Source organism: Microbacterium oleivorans (assembly GCF_013389665.1).
Lineage (GTDB): Bacteria > Actinomycetota > Actinomycetes > Actinomycetales > Microbacteriaceae > Microbacterium > Microbacterium oleivorans_C.
In genome coordinates, this window is record NZ_CP058316.1 from 1,386,932 (window position 1) to 1,402,618 (window position 15,687).

The window sequence follows — 15,687 nt, forward strand, 5'->3', positions numbered from 1 at the left end:
CTTCCTGACACGGGCGCCGGCCTCGTCGCCGACGCACGATCCCGACGCTTCAGCGCGACGGGACGACTTCGCGGGCTCGCTCCCGCGGCTTCCAGTGGTGCGTGCGAACCTCGTCCGGCCAGCGCAGCGTGACACCCAGGCGGTCCGTCAGCACCCGGCGCAGGTCGTCGAGCAGACGCGGCTGCGCCCGGACGGCGCGCGGCGGCACCCGCTCGGCGAGCGCGACGGCGGCCAGCGCCGCGACCGCCTCGCCGATGCTCCACTCCACCGGATGCAGCCGGTAGCAGCCGTTGGTGATGTGGGTCGAGCCGATGTTCTTGGCGGCCGGCAGCAGGTTGTCGACGCGCACCGGCAGCAGCGCGCCCAGCGGGATCTGGAACGGGTACGACTCGATGTCGACGTAGGTGCGCCCCGCCGTCGAGGGATGCAGGTCGATGCGGTAGTGCCCGAGCCCGACGCTGTCGTCGAACACGGCGCTCCCCGCTCCCGCACCGCGGGCCTGCACCCCGACGTGCTGCTCGAGCACGCGGAACTCGGTGACGGCGCGCCGCGCCTCGCGGATGTAGACCCGGTCGGCGAAGCCGTCGGCGGTGCCGGTGACGTCTCCACGCAGTCGGAGCCCGGGGTACCCGGCGCCGCCGTCGTGACGGGGCGCCTCGGTCTGCATCCAGTACAGGAACGACTCCGACAGTTCACGGCTCGCCGAGCGCGCCCGATCGGCCGCCGCGGGGTCGACCCCGAGGAGCGGCGCCTCCCAGTAGTCGATCTGCGGCCAGTTCACCAGCGTCACGTCCGCGATCCCGCCGGTGAAGTTGTCGGCGGCGAGCACGCGCCGGTACCGCCACAGGTCGAAGGGCACGTCGGGCGTGTCGACCTCCTGGAACAGCGGCCGGGTCCGCTCGTGCAGCCCGATCGGCTCGATGTCGGTCCACGACAGCTGCGGGCCGGGCCAGAAGGAGTCGACGTGCGTCCGCCAGTGCTCGTAGCGCACGGGGCGGTCGCCGACGTGGTCCTCGCCCTCGCGGTGCTCGATCGCGAAGCACCACGAGACCGCCTGCTGATCCATCGGGTCGGCCACCGCGGGAGCGTGCAGCTCACCGGTGTCATCGACGCCCTCAGCCCCGATGACGTGCTCGACCCGCGCGAGCTCGAGCAGGTCTCCCAGCTCGGTGGCGTCGACGACGATCGGCGCGATGAGGATGGTCTCGGTCCCCGCGCGGTCGCGGACGACCACCGCCTCGACCCGGTCGCCCGAGACCTCGACGGCGACCGGCTCGTGCTCGCGCAGGACGCGCAGACGCCCGGTCGCGAGCCACGGCGCGAGTATCTCGTCGATGACCGCGTCGGCGACGCGCGGCTCGTGGCAGAGCCGGCTGACGATGCCCCGCCCCGGGTTGAGGATCGGCTCGGCGGCGGCCTCGGCCGTCACGGGGTAGTTGCGGCGGTAGTAGTCCCGAACGCGCCGGCGGAACTCCGCGTAGCTCGGCGATGTCGTCGGCTGCTCGATCCAGGCGTGCTCGTCGGGCGGGACCGCCTGCGAGGTCAACTGTCCGCCGAGCCGTCCCGACTCCTCGGTCATCACGACCCGCAGGCCCAGGCGCGTCGCCGTGATGGCCGCGGCCACGCCGCCCACACCGCCTCCGATGATGAGCAGATCGATCGGCTCGGTCATCCTCGCTCCTCCCTGGCGCGGGCGACGGTCCCACCGGCGACCACCTCGCACGCGACGAACGTGCTCCCTCTGGCGGCATCCGGGTCGTCCACCATCTCGATCAGGCGGTCGACGGCGATGCGGCCGATCTCCTGGCGCGGAATGCGGAGGTCGTCCCACCGCACGTCGGCGGCGCTGGTGTCCTCGAGGACGGCCACCGAGACGTCGCCCGGGATGTCGACCCCGCGCTCGGCCAGTCGACTGCGGAGTTCGCCCGCCACGCGCTCGCTCTCGGCCACAGCGGCGGTGCAGCGCCCGTCGGCGAGCGCAGCGACGACCTCGTCGGGCACTCCCGCCCGTCCCTCCCGGTGACCGGGCGACGCATCCGCGATGCCGAGACGGGTGACCGCCTCGGCATAGCCCGCGCGACGGTCCTCGTACGGCTCGACGTCGATCGAGTCGCGCAGGTACGCCAGCCGGCGGTGCCCGAGACCGTGCAGCCGCTCGACGATCTCGGACGCTGCCGATCGGTAGTCGGGGATGATGCACGGGATGTCGGCTCCGGGCACGTCGCGGCGGCCGATGTGGATGAACGGATACCCCTCGCGCCAGAGCTTGGCCAGTTCGTCGCGATCGGGCGACACGCCCAGCAGCACGCTGCCGTCGGCGATGCGCAGCCGGTTCGTCTCGTCGCGGTAGATCCGCCGTCCCCCGGCGCCGTCGCCGGTCGAGCTGAACAGCACGAGGTCGTGGCCCGTCTCCTCGGCGCGCTGCTCGATGCCGAGCAGGAACTCGAAGTAGAACCCCTCGCGGGCGTGCGGGAAGAGCGGCTCGAAGGTGTGCACTCCCAGCAGTTGCGTGCGCGCGCCCCGGAGGTTGCGCGCGACCGGGTTGGGCACGTAGCCGAGCTCGGCGATCGCCTCGTGGATGCGTTGCCGGGTCTCGTCCGGGATGCGCGCGGCGTCACCGCTGATCACGCGCGACACCGCCGACTGCGAGACTCCCGCGAGGCGGGCCACGTCGGATTGGCGGATGGAGCGCGGGCGGGTGCTGGGCGTGGTCACGGGACCTCCTCGGTCAGGGTGCGGGAGACGAGCTGCGTCATCGATGAACCGGCGAGCTCGTGCCCGCGACCGACGTCGTGCAGCCAGCAGTCTGCGCCATGATCCGGTCCGACCTCGATGCGGGGTGGACGCGTCGTGCGGCACTGCTCCATCGCGAACGGGCACCGCGGGTGGAAGCGGCATCCGCTCGGCGGGTCGATGAGGCTCGGGGGCTCGCCCAGATCGTCGGCGGACCCGAAGACCGCGTCGCGATCGCGATCGGCGTCGCTGTGCGCATCAGCGCCCAGGTCGATGCGGTGGGGGTCGGGCGACGACTCGATGAGCAGCTTGGTGTACGGATGCTGCGGGTCGCCGATCACCGCCTCCTTGGGGCCCGTCTCGACGATGCGACCGGCGTACATCACGACGATGTCGTCGCACAGGTAGCGCGCGCTCGCGATGTCGTGGGTGATGTACAGCAGCGCGAGACCGTCCTCGCGGCGGAGCCGGTCGAGCAGGTTCAGCATCTCGAGCCGGATCGAGACGTCGAGCATCGAGATCGGCTCGTCGCCGAGGAGGACGCGCGGTTCGACGGCGAGGGCGCGCGCGATCACCACGCGCTGACGCTGTCCGCCCGAGAGCTCGTGCGGGAACTTCTCGAGGTAGTCGTCGGCGGGGGTCAGCGCGACCCGCTCGAGGAGCTCGCGCGCCCGGGCCAGCCGGTCGGCGCGGGAGAGCCCGCGGTGGTGCAGACGGATCGCCCGGTCGATGTTGTGCCGCACGCGGTGCAGCGGGTTGAGCGACCCGAAGGGGTCTTGGAAGATCAGCTGCACGGCCTTGCGGTAGGCCAGCTCGGCCTGGCCGGTCGGGCGCCCGACGGGCCGTCCTTCGAGGCGGATGCTGCCCGAGGTGGGCTCGTAGAAGCGGGCGAGGAGACGCGCGAGCGTCGTCTTGCCGCTGCCGCTCTCGCCCACCACCGCTGTCACGCGCCCGGGGACGAGCCGGAGGGTGATGTCCTCGACGGCGTGCACGGTCGCTTTCGCGCCGAGCCCGGAGGTGACGGTGAAGTGCTTGGTGACGCCGACGGCCTCGAGCACCGGGTCGGGTCCGATCGTGGACGGGCTCATGGGCGGACCTCCTCGGGTTCGCGCAGATGGCAGGCGACGGACCGCTCGCCGTGCGCGGTGAGCAGCGGCAGCTCGGAGCGGCAGCGGTCGAACGCGTGGGCGCAGCGCGGCGCGAACGGGCATCCGGCGGGAAGCAGCCGCAGGTCGGGAGGTGTGCCGGGAATGCCCTCCAGCCGTTCGATCGGGGCATGCAGCGGCGGGAACGAGTCGCGGAGTCCCTGCGTGTAGGGATGCAGCGGCGAGCGGTAGATCTCGCGCGATGCGGCGAGTTCGACGATGCGCCCCGCGTACATCACGGCGATGCGGTCGGCGAGCTCGAGGAGCAGAGACAGGTCGTGGGTGACGAAGACCACCGCGAAGCCGAGCTCGCGCCGCAGCCGCAGCACCTGCGCGAGGATCTGGCGCTGCATCACGACGTCGACCGCCGTCGTCGGCTCGTCCATGACGACGAGCTCGGGCCGGCAGGCGAGGGCGAGGGCGATGGTCGCGCGCTGGCGCATCCCGCCCGACAGCTCGTGGGGAAAGCTCCGGGCACGGTCGGCGGAGATGCCGACGAGCCCGAGGAGGCGACGGGCCTCGTCCCAGGCCGCGGCCCGGCTCATCGAGCGGTCGTGGGTGCGCAGGACGTCGACGAACTGCTCGCCGACGCGCGTCACGGGGTTCAGGGCGTCCATCGCGCTCTGCAGCACGATCGACAGGCGGGTCCACCGGAGGCCTCGCAGCGGCCGCGGGCTGAGCGTCACGAGGTCGATGCCCGCACCGCCCTCGCGCGGGTGGTAGACGACGCTTCCCGCCGTCGTGACCGCAGGGGGCCGCTGCAGCCGGGTGAGGGCCGTGATGAGCGTCGACTTGCCCGAGCCCGACTCGCCGACGACGCCGAGGATCTCGCCGCGCTGCAGGTCGAAGGTGACGTCCGCGCACGCGCGCACCGCGCCCGTGGCGCCGGCGTACTCGACCGTGAGCCCGCGCACCTCGAGCAGCACGTCCGAGCCCGCGGCATCCGCGGACGCATCCGGCCGCCTCTCCTGGATGATCGTCATGTCATGCCCTCTCTGCGCCGGTCGTCTCCAGCGCCGCGGCCGCGCGGCGCACCGACGCGGTGCGCTTGGCGACCCGCCTGCTCGCCGCCCGGAGCTTGGGGTTCGCGAGCTCGTCGACGCCGAAGTTGATGAGCGCGGCGGCCGTGCCGACCAGCGCGATGCACAGGCCCGGCGGCACGAACCACCACCACAGCCCGCGCAGCACGGCGCTCTGCTGCTGCGCGGCCTGGATCATGGTGCCCCAGCTGATCGCCGACGAGTCCGAGACCCCGAGGAAGGCGAGGCCTGCCTCGGCCATGACCGCGCCGATCAGGCCGCCGAGGAACATCGACGCGATCCAGCCGTACAGATGCGGCAGCACCTCGACGAAGATGAGGCGGCGGTGCGGCTCGCCCAGCATCCGCATGGCCTGGACGAAGTCGCGGTTGCGGACGCTCATCGCCTGCGCGCGGAGCGTCCGGGCACCGCCCGCCCAGCCGAACACCCCGATGATGATCGCGATCATGACCAGGCCCGTTCCCTGCAGGTAGCCGGCGACGACGAAGATCAGCGGCAGCACCGGCATGACCAGGAAGATGTTGGTGAGGAAGTTCAGCAGGTTGCCCGTCGTCCCGCCGAAGTAGCCCGCCGGCACGCCCACGACGATCGCGATGGCGGTGCCGATCGCGGCCCCGAGGAAGCCCACGAACATCGAGCCCCGGGCGCCCTCGATGACCTGGGCGAGCACGTCCTGCCCGAACTGGGTCGTGCCCAGCGGATGCGCGGCGCTGGGGGGTGCGGCGATCGCCGAGATGTCGTTGGCGCGGGCGTCGAGGCCCAGCACCGACAGGAGCACGGGACCGAGCAGTGCGAGCAGCACGAAGAACGCCAGCACGATCACCCCGAAGAGCACCTTTCCGTTGCGGAGCAGGGAGGCGCGCATGTCAGCTCTCCTCTCGGACGCGCGGGTCGAGCCACACGTAGAGCGAGTCGGCGATGAGGTTCGCCAGCAGGACGGTGAGGGTCACGAGCAGGAACACGCCCTGCATGACGGGGTAGTCGCGCTTCTGCAGAGCGGAGAAGAGCAGGTAGCCGATGCCCGGATAGCTGAAGACGATCTCGGTGAGCAGCGCCCCGCCGACCACGCCGCCGAGGGCCATCGCGAATCCGGTGAACTGCGGGAGCATCGCGTTGCGCGCCGCGTACCGCCAGCGCACCCGAGCGGGCGAGAGCCCCTTCGCCTGCGCGAGGAGGACGTAGTCCTCGCGCACCGTCGTGACGGTCATGTTGCGCATGCCCAGCATCCACCCCCCGAACGCCGAGAAGACGATCGTGAGGGCGGGCAGCGCGCCGTACTGCATGACGCTCAACAGGAACGCGGGCTCGAGCGATATCGGGAGGTTGGGGTCGTAGCCGCCCGAGAGCGGGAACCAGCCGAAGACGAAGCCGAACAGCCACAGGGCCAGCAGCGCGATCCAGAAGTAGGGCACCGACGAGACGAAGGTGATGAACGGCGTCATGATCGAGTCGAACCTCGACCCGGCCCGCCAGCCGACCGCGACGCCGAGCATCGTCCCGAGCACGAACGAGATGACGGTCGTCGTGCCCACGAGGAGCAGCGTCCACGGCAGACCCGCGCCGACGAGGTCGGCGACCGGGACCGGGAAGTTCGAGATCGACACCCCGAGGTCGAACCGGGCCAGCTGGGCGAGATAGCCGCCGTACTGCTCGAGCAGGTTCTGATCGGGGTTGCCGAAGAGACCGCGGATCGACACGAGCGCCTCCGGAGCCAGCGCCTGACCGCTCACCCGCTCGAGCTGATCGATGATCGCCGCCGACGGATCGCCGGGCATGAGGCGCGGGATGACGAAGTTCAGGGTGATCGCCGACCAGGCTGCGACGAGATAGAACCCGAGGCGTTTGAGGAGGAAGACTCCGCTGCGTCGGCGGGGCTTCCGGCGCGCCGAGACCTCGGCCAGGGCCGTCGTCGTCGTGGGCGTGGGAGCCCCGCCGAGCGCGGTCATGACGCGGGCTTCAGCGAAAGCAGGGTGCGGACGGTGTCGGGGCCGAGACTCGGGAAGGGCACCGCGTCGAAGTCGTCGGGCGTCGGCCAGCCCGTCCAGTACGTCGCGTTGACGTCGACGAACCAGTAGGAGTTGTAGAGCGGGCTGAACGGCACCTCGTCGACCACGATGCGCTGCATCTCCTGGCCGAGCGAGCGCAGCGTGTCCTCGTCGGCCGCCCGGGTCATGTCCGACAGGATGCGGTCGGTCTCGGGGTCGTTCCATCGCCCGATGTTCGTGGCTGCGGCGGTGCCGAGCGGCTCGACGTACCGGCTGTCGAGGAAGCCGTAGACGCCGTAGACCCCCGCCCCGCCCGTGGTGGCGATCGTCAGATCGAAGTCGCCGGTCTTCTGCTGGTCGTAGAGGGCCGCCCCCGGGGCGCCCGCAGGAGCGACCGAGAGGCCGAGCACCGACTTCCAGCTGTTGATCATGATGTCGGCGTAGGCGTTCCACCCGAAGTCCTGGTTGAACGACAGCCGCGGCGAGTAGCGCTGCCCGTCCTTCTCGAGGGCGCCGTCGACGACGGTGAAGCCGGATACCGCGAGCGCGGCCTGCGCGGCGGCGGCATCCACGTCCTGCACGGCGCCGCGGTACTCCGGAGCGATCCAGTCGGCGTAGATCTGGTCGACGAGCCCCGTCGGGCCGGCCTCGGTGCCCGGGCGGTTGAGGGTGGCGGTGATGTCCGAGCGCGGGATCGAGAGCGCGAGCGCACGCCGCAGGTCGGCGTTGTCGAAGGGCGCCTGCGCGGTGTTGTACATCATCGAGTACGCCCCGCCCGTGGCGTAGAGCTGGTAGAGGTTCGTCTCGGGGTTCTGCGCGACGAACTCCTCCTCCGCGCCCGCCCACGACGCCGGCGCCCAGTCGACGTCACCGCGGAGCAGCTGCGCCTTGACCGCCTCGACGTTGGTCGCGAGCACCTTGAGGTAGGTCATGGGCACCTGCCCTCCCCAGTAGTCGTCGCGCGCCTTGAGGGTCACCTGCTGCGCCGCGAACGCGTCGACCGTGAACGGACCGGTGCCCACCGGGTCGGGGTTGGTCCAACTCATGAGGTCCTGGTCGCGCCAGATGTGCTCGGGGACGACGGGCAGTGAACTCGAGGCGAACTGGTTGAGCGCCGCGAACGAGGGCTCGGCGAAGTCGACCTGCACCGTGTCGTCGTCGACCCTGCTGACCGCCTCGTAGGTGACACCGGCGAGGTTGAGCTCGGGTCGCTCGAGCGGAAGCGAGAGCGAGTAGACGACGTCGTCGGCGTCCATCGCCTCGCCGTCCGAGAAGGTGACGTCGGAGCGCAGCTCGATCGTGAGCGCCGTGCCGGCCTCGTCGAACTGCATCGATTCGGCCAGCCAGGGCTCGACGACGGCGCCGTTGCTGTAGTCGATGCGAGCGAGCGGCTCGTAGATCAGCTCGGCGTTGGGCGCCTTCTCGGTCGCGGGACCCAGGACGTTGTAGTTGCGGACGTAGGTCGTGCCTCCGTCGGACTTGCCGTAGATCAGCGTCTCGGCGCGGGCCGCGGTGCTGGTGGCGGTGCCGGGCGAGCAGGCCGCGAGGGCGAGCGCTGCGGTCGCGAGGGCGGCAGTGGCGGCGATTCGGGATGTGCGCATTCCGGTCTCCTGTGACGTGGCGTGCGATTTCGACGGTCATACGTATGAGCGCCGACACGAAGAAGAACGACGGTGTGCTTCTACGTATGACCAGCACGGTAGCGGCCGAATGGCGCCGGTGTCAACGGTGATCTCGCGGGCGTCTCGCCGCGCGGCGGGATCAGGCGGCGAGCACGACGCGCAACTGTTCGATCGCCCAGTCCAGCTCGGTCGCGCGGATGACCAGCGGCGGTTCGAGCAGCAGGGTCGTCTCGCCGACGACGTCGACGAGCACGCCGCGCGCCACCAGTCGCCGGGCGACCTCGGACGCCGAGCGCACCGCAGGATCGAGATCGACTCCCGCCCACACCCCGACGGCGCGGACCGCGGTCGCCCCCGCGCCGAGGAGCGGCTCGATCCGGGCGGACAGATGCTCGGCGAGTGCCCCCGCACGGATCTGCAGCTCACCCGTCGCGAGCATCTCGACCACGCGATGGCCGACCGCCGTGGCGAGCGGTGACGCGGATGCCGCGACCGGGAGCCCGGTCAGCAACGCCGTCGAACCGGCCACGGCGGCGAGGGGGACGATCCCGCCCCCGAACGCGGATCCGAGCACGCGGAGGTCGGGGCGGGCCGCGTCGGTGTCGAGCGCGACCGTCTCGCCGAGACGGCCCGCACCGCTGTGCGACTCGTCGAGCACGAAGACGATGCCGCGCTCCGCGCACGATCGCCGCACGGCATCGAGGTACCCCTCCGGCGCCGCGACGACGCCGGCAGCCACCTGAACGGGCTCGAGCACGACCGCGGCGACACCCTCGTCGTGGGTGTTGTCGAGGGCGGCTTCGAGGGCGGCGACGTCGCCGAAGGGCACGGTGACGGCGCCGGCCTCGACGAGCCGGTCGTGCGAGCCCGCCGCGACGATGACGGACGGCGCCCGACCGACCGATCGCGCGCCCGCCGACGCCTCGGTCCGCCCCCTCGACCGCTCCGCGAACGAGCGCCGCGCCGCCGTCACGGCGACGTCCACGGCCTCCTGAGGCGTGGCGACCGGCAGTGCGACCTTCGCCCCGACCAGGTCTGCCAATCCCCGGGCGAACGGATCCGAGCGGTCGTCGTCGACGGCGGCGCTCGCGACGGTCAGCCGGCCGAGCTGCTCCGTGGCGACCGCGACGAGAGCGGGGTGCCGGTGCCCGAAGGTCAGCGCGGGCTCCGCGGTCAGGTCGAGGTAGCGACGCCCCTCGACGTCGGTGACCCAGGCGCCCTCCCCCGTCGCGACGGCGACGGGCAGCAGCGGCGGCGATCCCGCGGCGCGCGCCGGGACGGACGCGTCGGTGCTCGCGGCGGTCTGCCGGTCGTTCTCAGGGATCGTCATGCGGGCTCCTGGCGGTCGACGGTCGCGCATCCGGCGGCGGGTCGCCGGCGCGGCGGGCATCCATTCTCCCATCGCGCCTGTCGGGATCCGGTGCGAACGGCTCGGGCGCCGGAGGGGAAACGGTCGATCGCGCAAGGTCCTGCCCGGTCGCGGCCGCGGCTGCCAGGCTGGGACCACACCACCGCACGTCGAAGGAGACCCATGCAGCAGCGCACCCTCGGACCGTTCACCGTCTCGGCCATCGGCCTGGGCGGGATGCCCGTCTCGATGAACAACGACAAGCAGATCCCCGACCGCAAGGATGCCGTCGCGACGGTGCACGCTGCGCTGGACGCGGGCGTCACACTGCTCGACACCGCCGACATCTACGCCCCCAGCTGGGACACGATGGGCCACAACGAGGAGATCATGGCCGAGGCCCTGGCCTCGTGGGGCGGTGACCGGTCGCAGATCGTGGTCGCCACCAAGGGCGGGATCACCCGAAGCGAGGGTGAGAAGTGGGGCCGCGACGGCTCGCTCGACTACCTGCGCACGGCGGTGGAGGCATCTCTCCGCGCTCTCCGGGTCGATGTGATCGACCTGTACCAGTACCACCGCCCCGACCGCTGGCTCGTCTACGGCGAGGTCATGGAGAGCTTCAAGATCCTGCAGCAGGAGGGCAAGATCCGTTCGATCGGCATCTCCAATGCGAGCGTCGAGGAGATCGAGATCGCCGAGCAGGTCCTGGGCGCGGGGAACCTCGCGAGCGTGCAGAACGAGTTCTCGCCGCGGCATCCGGGAAGCTACGACGAGCTCCGCCACTGCGCCGACCGCGGCATCGCGTTCCTGCCGTGGAGCCCCTTGGGCGGCACGGGCGGGGCGGCCCGTGCCGTCGGCGACCGGTTCGCCGCCTTCGGCGAGGTGGCCCGCGACCACGATGTGAGCCCGCAGCAGGTCGTGCTCGCGTGGGAGCTCGGCCTCGGCGACACCGTCATCCCGATTCCCGGCGCACGCCGCGCCGCGTCGATCGTCGACAGCGCGAAGGCCGCCGACCTCGAGCTCTCGGATGACGAGCGGGCACGCCTGTCGCACTCGGTGGGCATCGACGGCTGACCGACCGCGCGGCATCCCGTCGCGCCGGAGGGCCGACGGGATGCCGCGGCGCGGTCTCACACCGCGTCGGGCGAGAGGTCGAGTCGGCGCAGCAGCTGGGCGTTGAGGGCCACCACGATCGTCGACAGCGACATGAGGATCGCGCCGATCGACATCGGGAGCACGAAGCCGACCGGGGCGAGGATGCCGGCTGCGAGCGGCACCGACAGCAGGTTGTAGCCGGCGGCCCACCAGAGGTTCTGCCGCATCTTGCGGTACGCCGCGCGTGACAGGTCGATGACCGACAGCACCGAACGCGGGTCGTCGCTGGCGAGGATGACGCCCGCCGACGCGATCGCGACGTCGGTGCCGGCGCCGATCGCGATGCCGACGTCGGCCTGCGCGAGCGCGGGCGCGTCGTTGACGCCGTCGCCCACCATCGCGACGCGGCGCCCCTCGGCCTGCAGCTCCGCGACGGCGGCGGACTTGTCCTCGGGGCGCACCCCCGCGAAGTAGCGGTCGATGCCCAGCTCTCCGGCGACGGACGCCGCGACCGCGTCGGCGTCGCCCGTGATCATGACGACCCGCACGCCCCGCTCGGCGAGCGCGGCCACCGCGGCCCGCGACTCCGGCCGGATCTCGTCGGCCAGTCGCAGCGCCCCGGCGACGGCACCGCCGACGATCACGTGCAGGATGATGGCCCCCTCGTCCCGCCAGGCCGCCGCGGCGGCGAGCTCGTCGCCCTCTTCGCGCGCGAGCAGTGCGGGTCCGCCGACTTGTACCGTTCGTCCGGCGACCTCCGCGCGCACGCCGACGGCCGGCGACGACGAGAAGCCGGACGCCTGCGGCACGTCGAGTCCCCGCCGCCGGGCCGCGTCGGTGATGGCACGGGCGAGCGGGTGCTCCGAGTCGTTCTCGGCCGCAGCCGCCAGCGCGAGCACCTCGTCGGAATCCCATCCGCCGGCGGGCTCGACGGCCGTCACGGTCGGGGCACCGCGGGTGAGCGTGCCGGTCTTGTCGAAGAGCACGGTGTCGACCGTGCGCATGCTCTCGAGCGCGAGCCGATCCTTCACCAGCACGCCCCCGCGCGCCGCCCGCTCGGTCGCGATCGACACGACGAGGGGGATCGCGAGGCCGAGCGCGTGCGGGCACGCGATCACCAGCACGGTGATGGTGCGCACGACCGCGTCGTCGGGCAGCCCGACGAGCGTCCAGACGACCGCGGTGACGACGGCGGCGCCGAGGGCGAACCAGAACAGCCAGGCCGCGGCACGGTCGGCGATGCGCTGAGCGCGCGACGACGAGCTCTGCGCATCGGAGACCAGGCGCCGGATGCCGGCGAGGGCGGTGTCGTCGCCGACGGCGGTGATGCGCACGCGCAGTCCCGAGTCCGTGGCCACGGTGCCGGCGACGACGGTGGCGCCCTCGCCACGGCGCACCGGGCGGGACTCCCCCGTGATCATCGTCTCGTCCATGCTCGCCTCGCCCTGCTCGATGCGGCCGTCGGCGGGGACGCGGCCGCCGGGGCGGATCACGACGATGTCACCCGGGACCAGATCGGCGGGGGCGACGGTCACCGTGTCGGCTCCCACGACCTTGTCGGCCTCGTCGGGGAGCAGCGCCGCGAGCGAGTCGAGGGCCGATGTGGTCTGCGCGAGCGAGCGCATCTCGATCCAGTGGCCGAGCAGCATGATGACGATCAGCAGCGCGAGCTCCCACCAGAAGTCGAGCTCGTGGTCGAGCACGCCGAGGCTCGCTCCCCACGATGCGATGAAGGCGACCGTGATGGCGAGGGCGATCAGCAGCATCATCCCCGGCCGGCGCGAGCGCAGCTCCGCCACCGCACCGGACAGGAAGGGCGCCCCGCCCCACGCGTACATCACCGTGCCGAGCAGGGGCGAGATCCAGCCGACCCACGCGGCATCCGGCAGCGGATAGCCGATGAGCATCGCGAACATGGCCGACATCCCCGCCACGGGCACCGCCAGCACGAGCATGATCCAGAACAGCCGTCGGAAACGCGCCACGTGGTCGCCGTGCCCCGCGTGGTCGCCGTGCCCCGCCCCCGTGTGCGCGGCGTGCCCGTCGTGCTCGTGCTCGGCGTGCTGCTCGGGCTCGGCGTGCTGCTCGTGCGTGTTCATCGCTGCATCCCTCCGCGTCGTGCTTCCGTGTCGCGCTCGCGCCTCGTGTCCGACGTCAGTCCCGGCCGCCCGCGACCGGTTCGGCGCGGAAGCCGCGAAGCCGCAGGCTGTTCGTCACGACGAACAGCGACGACAGCGCCATCGCGGCGGCTGCGACCAGCGGGTTCAGCAGCCCCGCCATCGCGACGGGGATCGCCGCGACGTTGTACGCGAACGCCCAGAAGAGGTTGCCCTTGATGATGCCGAGCGTGCGGCGTGCGAGCCGGATGGCGTCGGCGACGACCGCGAGGTCGCCCGAGACGATCGTGATGTCGCTCGCCGCGATCGCGGCATCCGTTCCCCCGCCCATCGCGAGGCCGAGGTCGGCCGCCGCGAGCGCCGCCGCATCGTTGACACCGTCGCCGACCATCGCGACGACGCGACCCTCGGCCTGCAACGCGCGGATGACGTCCAGCTTGTCGGCGGGGGTCACGCCCGCGTGCACGACGTCGATGCCGACGGCCGCGGCCACCCGCTGCGCCGTCGCGGCATTGTCGCCCGTGAGCAGCACCGGCTCGAGGCCGAGGGCGCGGAACCGAGAGACGGCGAGCGCGCTCGTGGGCTTGAGGGTGTCGCCGACGACGATCGCCCCGACGAACGCTCCGTCACGGGCGACGGCGACGACCGTGCCGTCGGCCTCGAGCTCGGCGAGACGCTCCGCCTCGTCGGCGGACATCGCGATGCCCCATTCGCTCCGCAGCCACGAAGCGCGACCGCAGACGACCGCTGCACCGCCGACGACGGCCTGCACTCCGAATCCGGCGTGCGAGGCGAAGGAGGTGGCCGCGGGCACGGATGCCGCACGGGCGGATGCCGCGACGAGCGCGCGAGCGACGGGATGCTCCGAGCCGGCCTCGACGGCGGCGGCCACCGCGAGCAGCTCGTCGCTGGCCACCCCGGGCGCGGGATGCACGCCGGTCACGACCATGGCGCCCGTCGTCACGGTACCGGTCTTGTCGAGCACGATCGTGTCGACGCTGCGGGTCTGCTCGAGCACCTGCGGTCCTCGGATCAGGATGCCCAGCTGCGAGCCGCGACCCGTGCCCACGAGCAGCGCGGTCGGGGTCGCCAATCCCAGGGCGCACGGGCACGCGATGATCAGGGTCGCGACGGCTGCCGTGAAGGCGAGCTCGATCGAGCCGCCGGTGAGGCTCCAGCCGAGGAAGGCGATGACCGCGAGGCCGATGACGACCGGGACGAACACCGCCGACACCCGGTCGGCCAGCCGTTGCACCTGAGCTTTGCCCGTCTGCGCCTCGGCGAGCAGCCGTTGCATCCGGGCCAGCTCGGTCTCGGCGCCGACACGCGTGATCTCGACGACCAGACGACCGCCGACGTTGACGGTCGCGCCGACCACACGCGACCCGGGCGAGACGTCGATCGGCGCCGATTCGCCGGTCAGCATGCCGACGTCGACGGCCGATGCCCCTTCGAGGACGAGCCCGTCCGAGGGGATCTTCTCGCCGGGGCGCACGATCACCACGTCGCCGACGGCGAGGCGGGCGACGGGGACGGCTTCCTCCCGATCGCCGGTCAGACGCACGGCGTCCTTCGCGCCGGCCTCGAGCAGCGCGCGCAGCGCGTCGGACGACGACACGCGCGCCCGCGCCTCGGCGTAGCGCCCCGCCAGGATGAACACCGTGACGAGTGCGGCGACCTCGAGGTAGATCTCGTGACCGCCGGCGCGCGGCGCGCCCACCAGCGTGAAGCTCATGGTCATGCCCGGCATGCCCGCGCCGCCGAAGAACAGGGCGTAGAGCGACCAGCCGAAGGCGGCGACGACACCGAGACTGATGAGGGTGTCCATCGTCGCCGCACCGTGGCGGGCGTTGATCGCGGCGGCGCGGTGGAAGGGCCAGGCCCCCCAGACGGCGATGGGTGCGGTGAGGGTGAGGGCCAGCCACTGCCAGTACTCGAACTGCAGCGCCGGGATCATCGACAGCACCGCGACGGGGAGGGCCAGCGCCGCGCTGATCAGCAGGCGTCGCCGCAGCACCGCGACGTCGTCCACCGGCGGAGCGGACTCACGGAGCTCCTCGACCGGCGCGGGCACGGCGGCGTGATAGCCCGCGGCCTCGACGACGGCGATGAGGTCGGCGGGGTCGAGGCCGTCGCCGCGAACCCGCGCCTTCTCGGTGGCGTAGTTCACCGACGCCTCGACGCCGGGCACCTTGTTGAGCTTGCGCTCGATGCGCGTCGCACACGAGGCGCAGGTCATGCCCGAGATGTCGAGCTCGACGTCGACGGCGCTCACGAGAGCGCGTCCTCCCGCGCGTAGCCCGCCTCTTCGATGGCCGCGGTGATCGTGGCGGCGTCGATGGGCCCACCGCTGTGGATCGTCACGCGTGAGACCCCGCCGGCGTTGAGGTCGACGGTCACGGCCTCCACCCCCGCGATCTCGCTCAGCTCCTCGGTCACGCTGGCGACGCAGTGCGAACAGGTCATGCCCGACACCAGCACCTCCTCGCGCACGGCGGAGGAGGGGGCGGCGGCGTCGTGCGCGGCGTGATCGCCGCACACGCATCCGCCGCCGGTCGCGGTCAGTCCCAGGTCGATGCGTTCGGTCATGGTCGGCTCCTCG

The 15,687-nt window shown here is 72.2% G+C and carries 12 protein-coding genes; 1 reads left to right on the top strand and 11 read right to left on the bottom strand.

What is annotated here, in order from left to right; all coding sequences use genetic code 11:
- Positions 1-49 precede the first annotated feature (49 nt).
- The 8 genes from HW566_RS06675 to HW566_RS06710 form a co-directional block, all read right to left on the bottom strand.
- The gene (locus HW566_RS06675) at positions 50-1,672 is read right to left on the bottom strand and encodes an FAD-dependent oxidoreductase (protein WP_178011451.1); all 1,623 of its coding nucleotides are present in this window, start codon (positions 1,670-1,672) and stop codon (positions 50-52) included.
- Entirely contained in the window at positions 1,669-2,715 is a 1,047-nt protein-coding gene (locus tag HW566_RS06680) for a LacI family DNA-binding transcriptional regulator (RefSeq protein ID WP_218621657.1), read from the bottom strand. Before HW566_RS06680 ends, HW566_RS06675 begins: the two co-directional genes overlap by 4 nt.
- Complete coding sequence (locus HW566_RS06685; protein WP_178011453.1) at positions 2,712-3,821, bottom strand: ABC transporter ATP-binding protein; 1,110 nt, start codon at positions 3,819-3,821, stop codon at positions 2,712-2,714. The genes HW566_RS06680 and HW566_RS06685 overlap by 4 nt, the downstream gene beginning before the upstream one ends.
- The gene (locus tag HW566_RS06690; RefSeq protein WP_178011455.1) at positions 3,818-4,861 is read right to left on the bottom strand and encodes an ABC transporter ATP-binding protein; all 1,044 of its coding nucleotides are present in this window, start codon (positions 4,859-4,861) and stop codon (positions 3,818-3,820) included. The genes HW566_RS06685 and HW566_RS06690 overlap by 4 nt, the downstream gene beginning before the upstream one ends.
- 1 nt (position 4,862) lies before the next feature.
- On the bottom strand, positions 4,863-5,783 hold the full coding sequence (locus HW566_RS06695; RefSeq protein ID WP_178011457.1) for an ABC transporter permease: 921 nt from the start codon (positions 5,781-5,783) through the stop codon (positions 4,863-4,865).
- 1 nt (position 5,784) lies between these two features.
- The gene (locus HW566_RS06700; RefSeq protein ID WP_178011459.1) at positions 5,785-6,864 is read right to left on the bottom strand and encodes an ABC transporter permease; all 1,080 of its coding nucleotides are present in this window, start codon (positions 6,862-6,864) and stop codon (positions 5,785-5,787) included.
- Positions 6,861-8,504, bottom strand: a complete 1,644-nt coding sequence (locus HW566_RS06705; RefSeq protein WP_178011461.1) for an ABC transporter substrate-binding protein — start codon at positions 8,502-8,504, stop codon at positions 6,861-6,863. The genes HW566_RS06700 and HW566_RS06705 overlap by 4 nt, the downstream gene beginning before the upstream one ends.
- Before the next feature lie 160 nt (positions 8,505-8,664).
- Positions 8,665-9,855 carry an aminotransferase class III-fold pyridoxal phosphate-dependent enzyme gene (locus HW566_RS06710; protein ID WP_178011462.1) on the bottom strand — a complete coding sequence of 397 codons (1,191 nt, stop codon included), beginning with the start codon at positions 9,853-9,855 and terminating at the stop codon, positions 8,665-8,667.
- 201 nt (positions 9,856-10,056) lie between these two features.
- Between HW566_RS06710 and HW566_RS06715 the strand changes: the two genes are divergently transcribed.
- A complete protein-coding gene (locus HW566_RS06715) occupies positions 10,057-10,947 on the top strand; it encodes an aldo/keto reductase (RefSeq protein WP_178011464.1) in 891 nt (296 codons plus the stop codon).
- A 56-nt stretch (positions 10,948-11,003) separates the two neighbouring features.
- Here HW566_RS06715 and HW566_RS06720 read toward each other — a convergent pair whose 3' ends face one another.
- The 3 genes from HW566_RS06720 to HW566_RS06730 are packed head-to-tail and all read right to left on the bottom strand — an operon-like array spanning position 11,004 to position 15,674.
- The gene (locus HW566_RS06720; RefSeq protein ID WP_178011466.1) at positions 11,004-13,067 is read right to left on the bottom strand and encodes a heavy metal translocating P-type ATPase; all 2,064 of its coding nucleotides are present in this window, start codon (positions 13,065-13,067) and stop codon (positions 11,004-11,006) included.
- Between the two features lie 55 nt (positions 13,068-13,122).
- A complete protein-coding gene (locus tag HW566_RS06725; protein WP_178011468.1) occupies positions 13,123-15,360 on the bottom strand; it encodes a heavy metal translocating P-type ATPase in 2,238 nt (745 codons plus the stop codon).
- Complete coding sequence (locus HW566_RS06730) at positions 15,357-15,674, bottom strand: heavy-metal-associated domain-containing protein (protein ID WP_178011470.1); 318 nt, start codon at positions 15,672-15,674, stop codon at positions 15,357-15,359. The genes HW566_RS06725 and HW566_RS06730 overlap by 4 nt, the downstream gene beginning before the upstream one ends.
- Positions 15,675-15,687 lie beyond the last annotated feature (13 nt).

Coding starts and splice junctions, on each gene's coding strand:
- HW566_RS06675 (WP_178011451.1), bottom strand. CDS start 1,672: ATGACCGAGCCGATCGATCTGCTCATCATCGGAGGCGGTGTGGGCGGC.
- HW566_RS06685 (WP_178011453.1), bottom strand. CDS start 3,821: ATGAGCCCGTCCACGATCGGACCCGACCCGGTGCTCGAGGCCGTCGGC.
- HW566_RS06690 (WP_178011455.1), bottom strand. CDS start 4,861: ATGACGATCATCCAGGAGAGGCGGCCGGATGCGTCCGCGGATGCCGCG.
- HW566_RS06695 (WP_178011457.1), bottom strand. CDS start 5,783: ATGCGCGCCTCCCTGCTCCGCAACGGAAAGGTGCTCTTCGGGGTGATC.
- HW566_RS06700 (WP_178011459.1), bottom strand. CDS start 6,864: ATGACCGCGCTCGGCGGGGCTCCCACGCCCACGACGACGACGGCCCTG.
- HW566_RS06705 (WP_178011461.1), bottom strand. CDS start 8,504: ATGCGCACATCCCGAATCGCCGCCACTGCCGCCCTCGCGACCGCAGCG.
- HW566_RS06710 (WP_178011462.1), bottom strand. CDS start 9,855: ATGACGATCCCTGAGAACGACCGGCAGACCGCCGCGAGCACCGACGCG.
- HW566_RS06715 (WP_178011464.1), top strand. CDS start 10,057: ATGCAGCAGCGCACCCTCGGACCGTTCACCGTCTCGGCCATCGGCCTG.
- HW566_RS06720 (WP_178011466.1), bottom strand. CDS start 13,067: ATGAACACGCACGAGCAGCACGCCGAGCCCGAGCAGCACGCCGAGCAC.
- HW566_RS06730 (WP_178011470.1), bottom strand. CDS start 15,674: ATGACCGAACGCATCGACCTGGGACTGACCGCGACCGGCGGCGGATGC.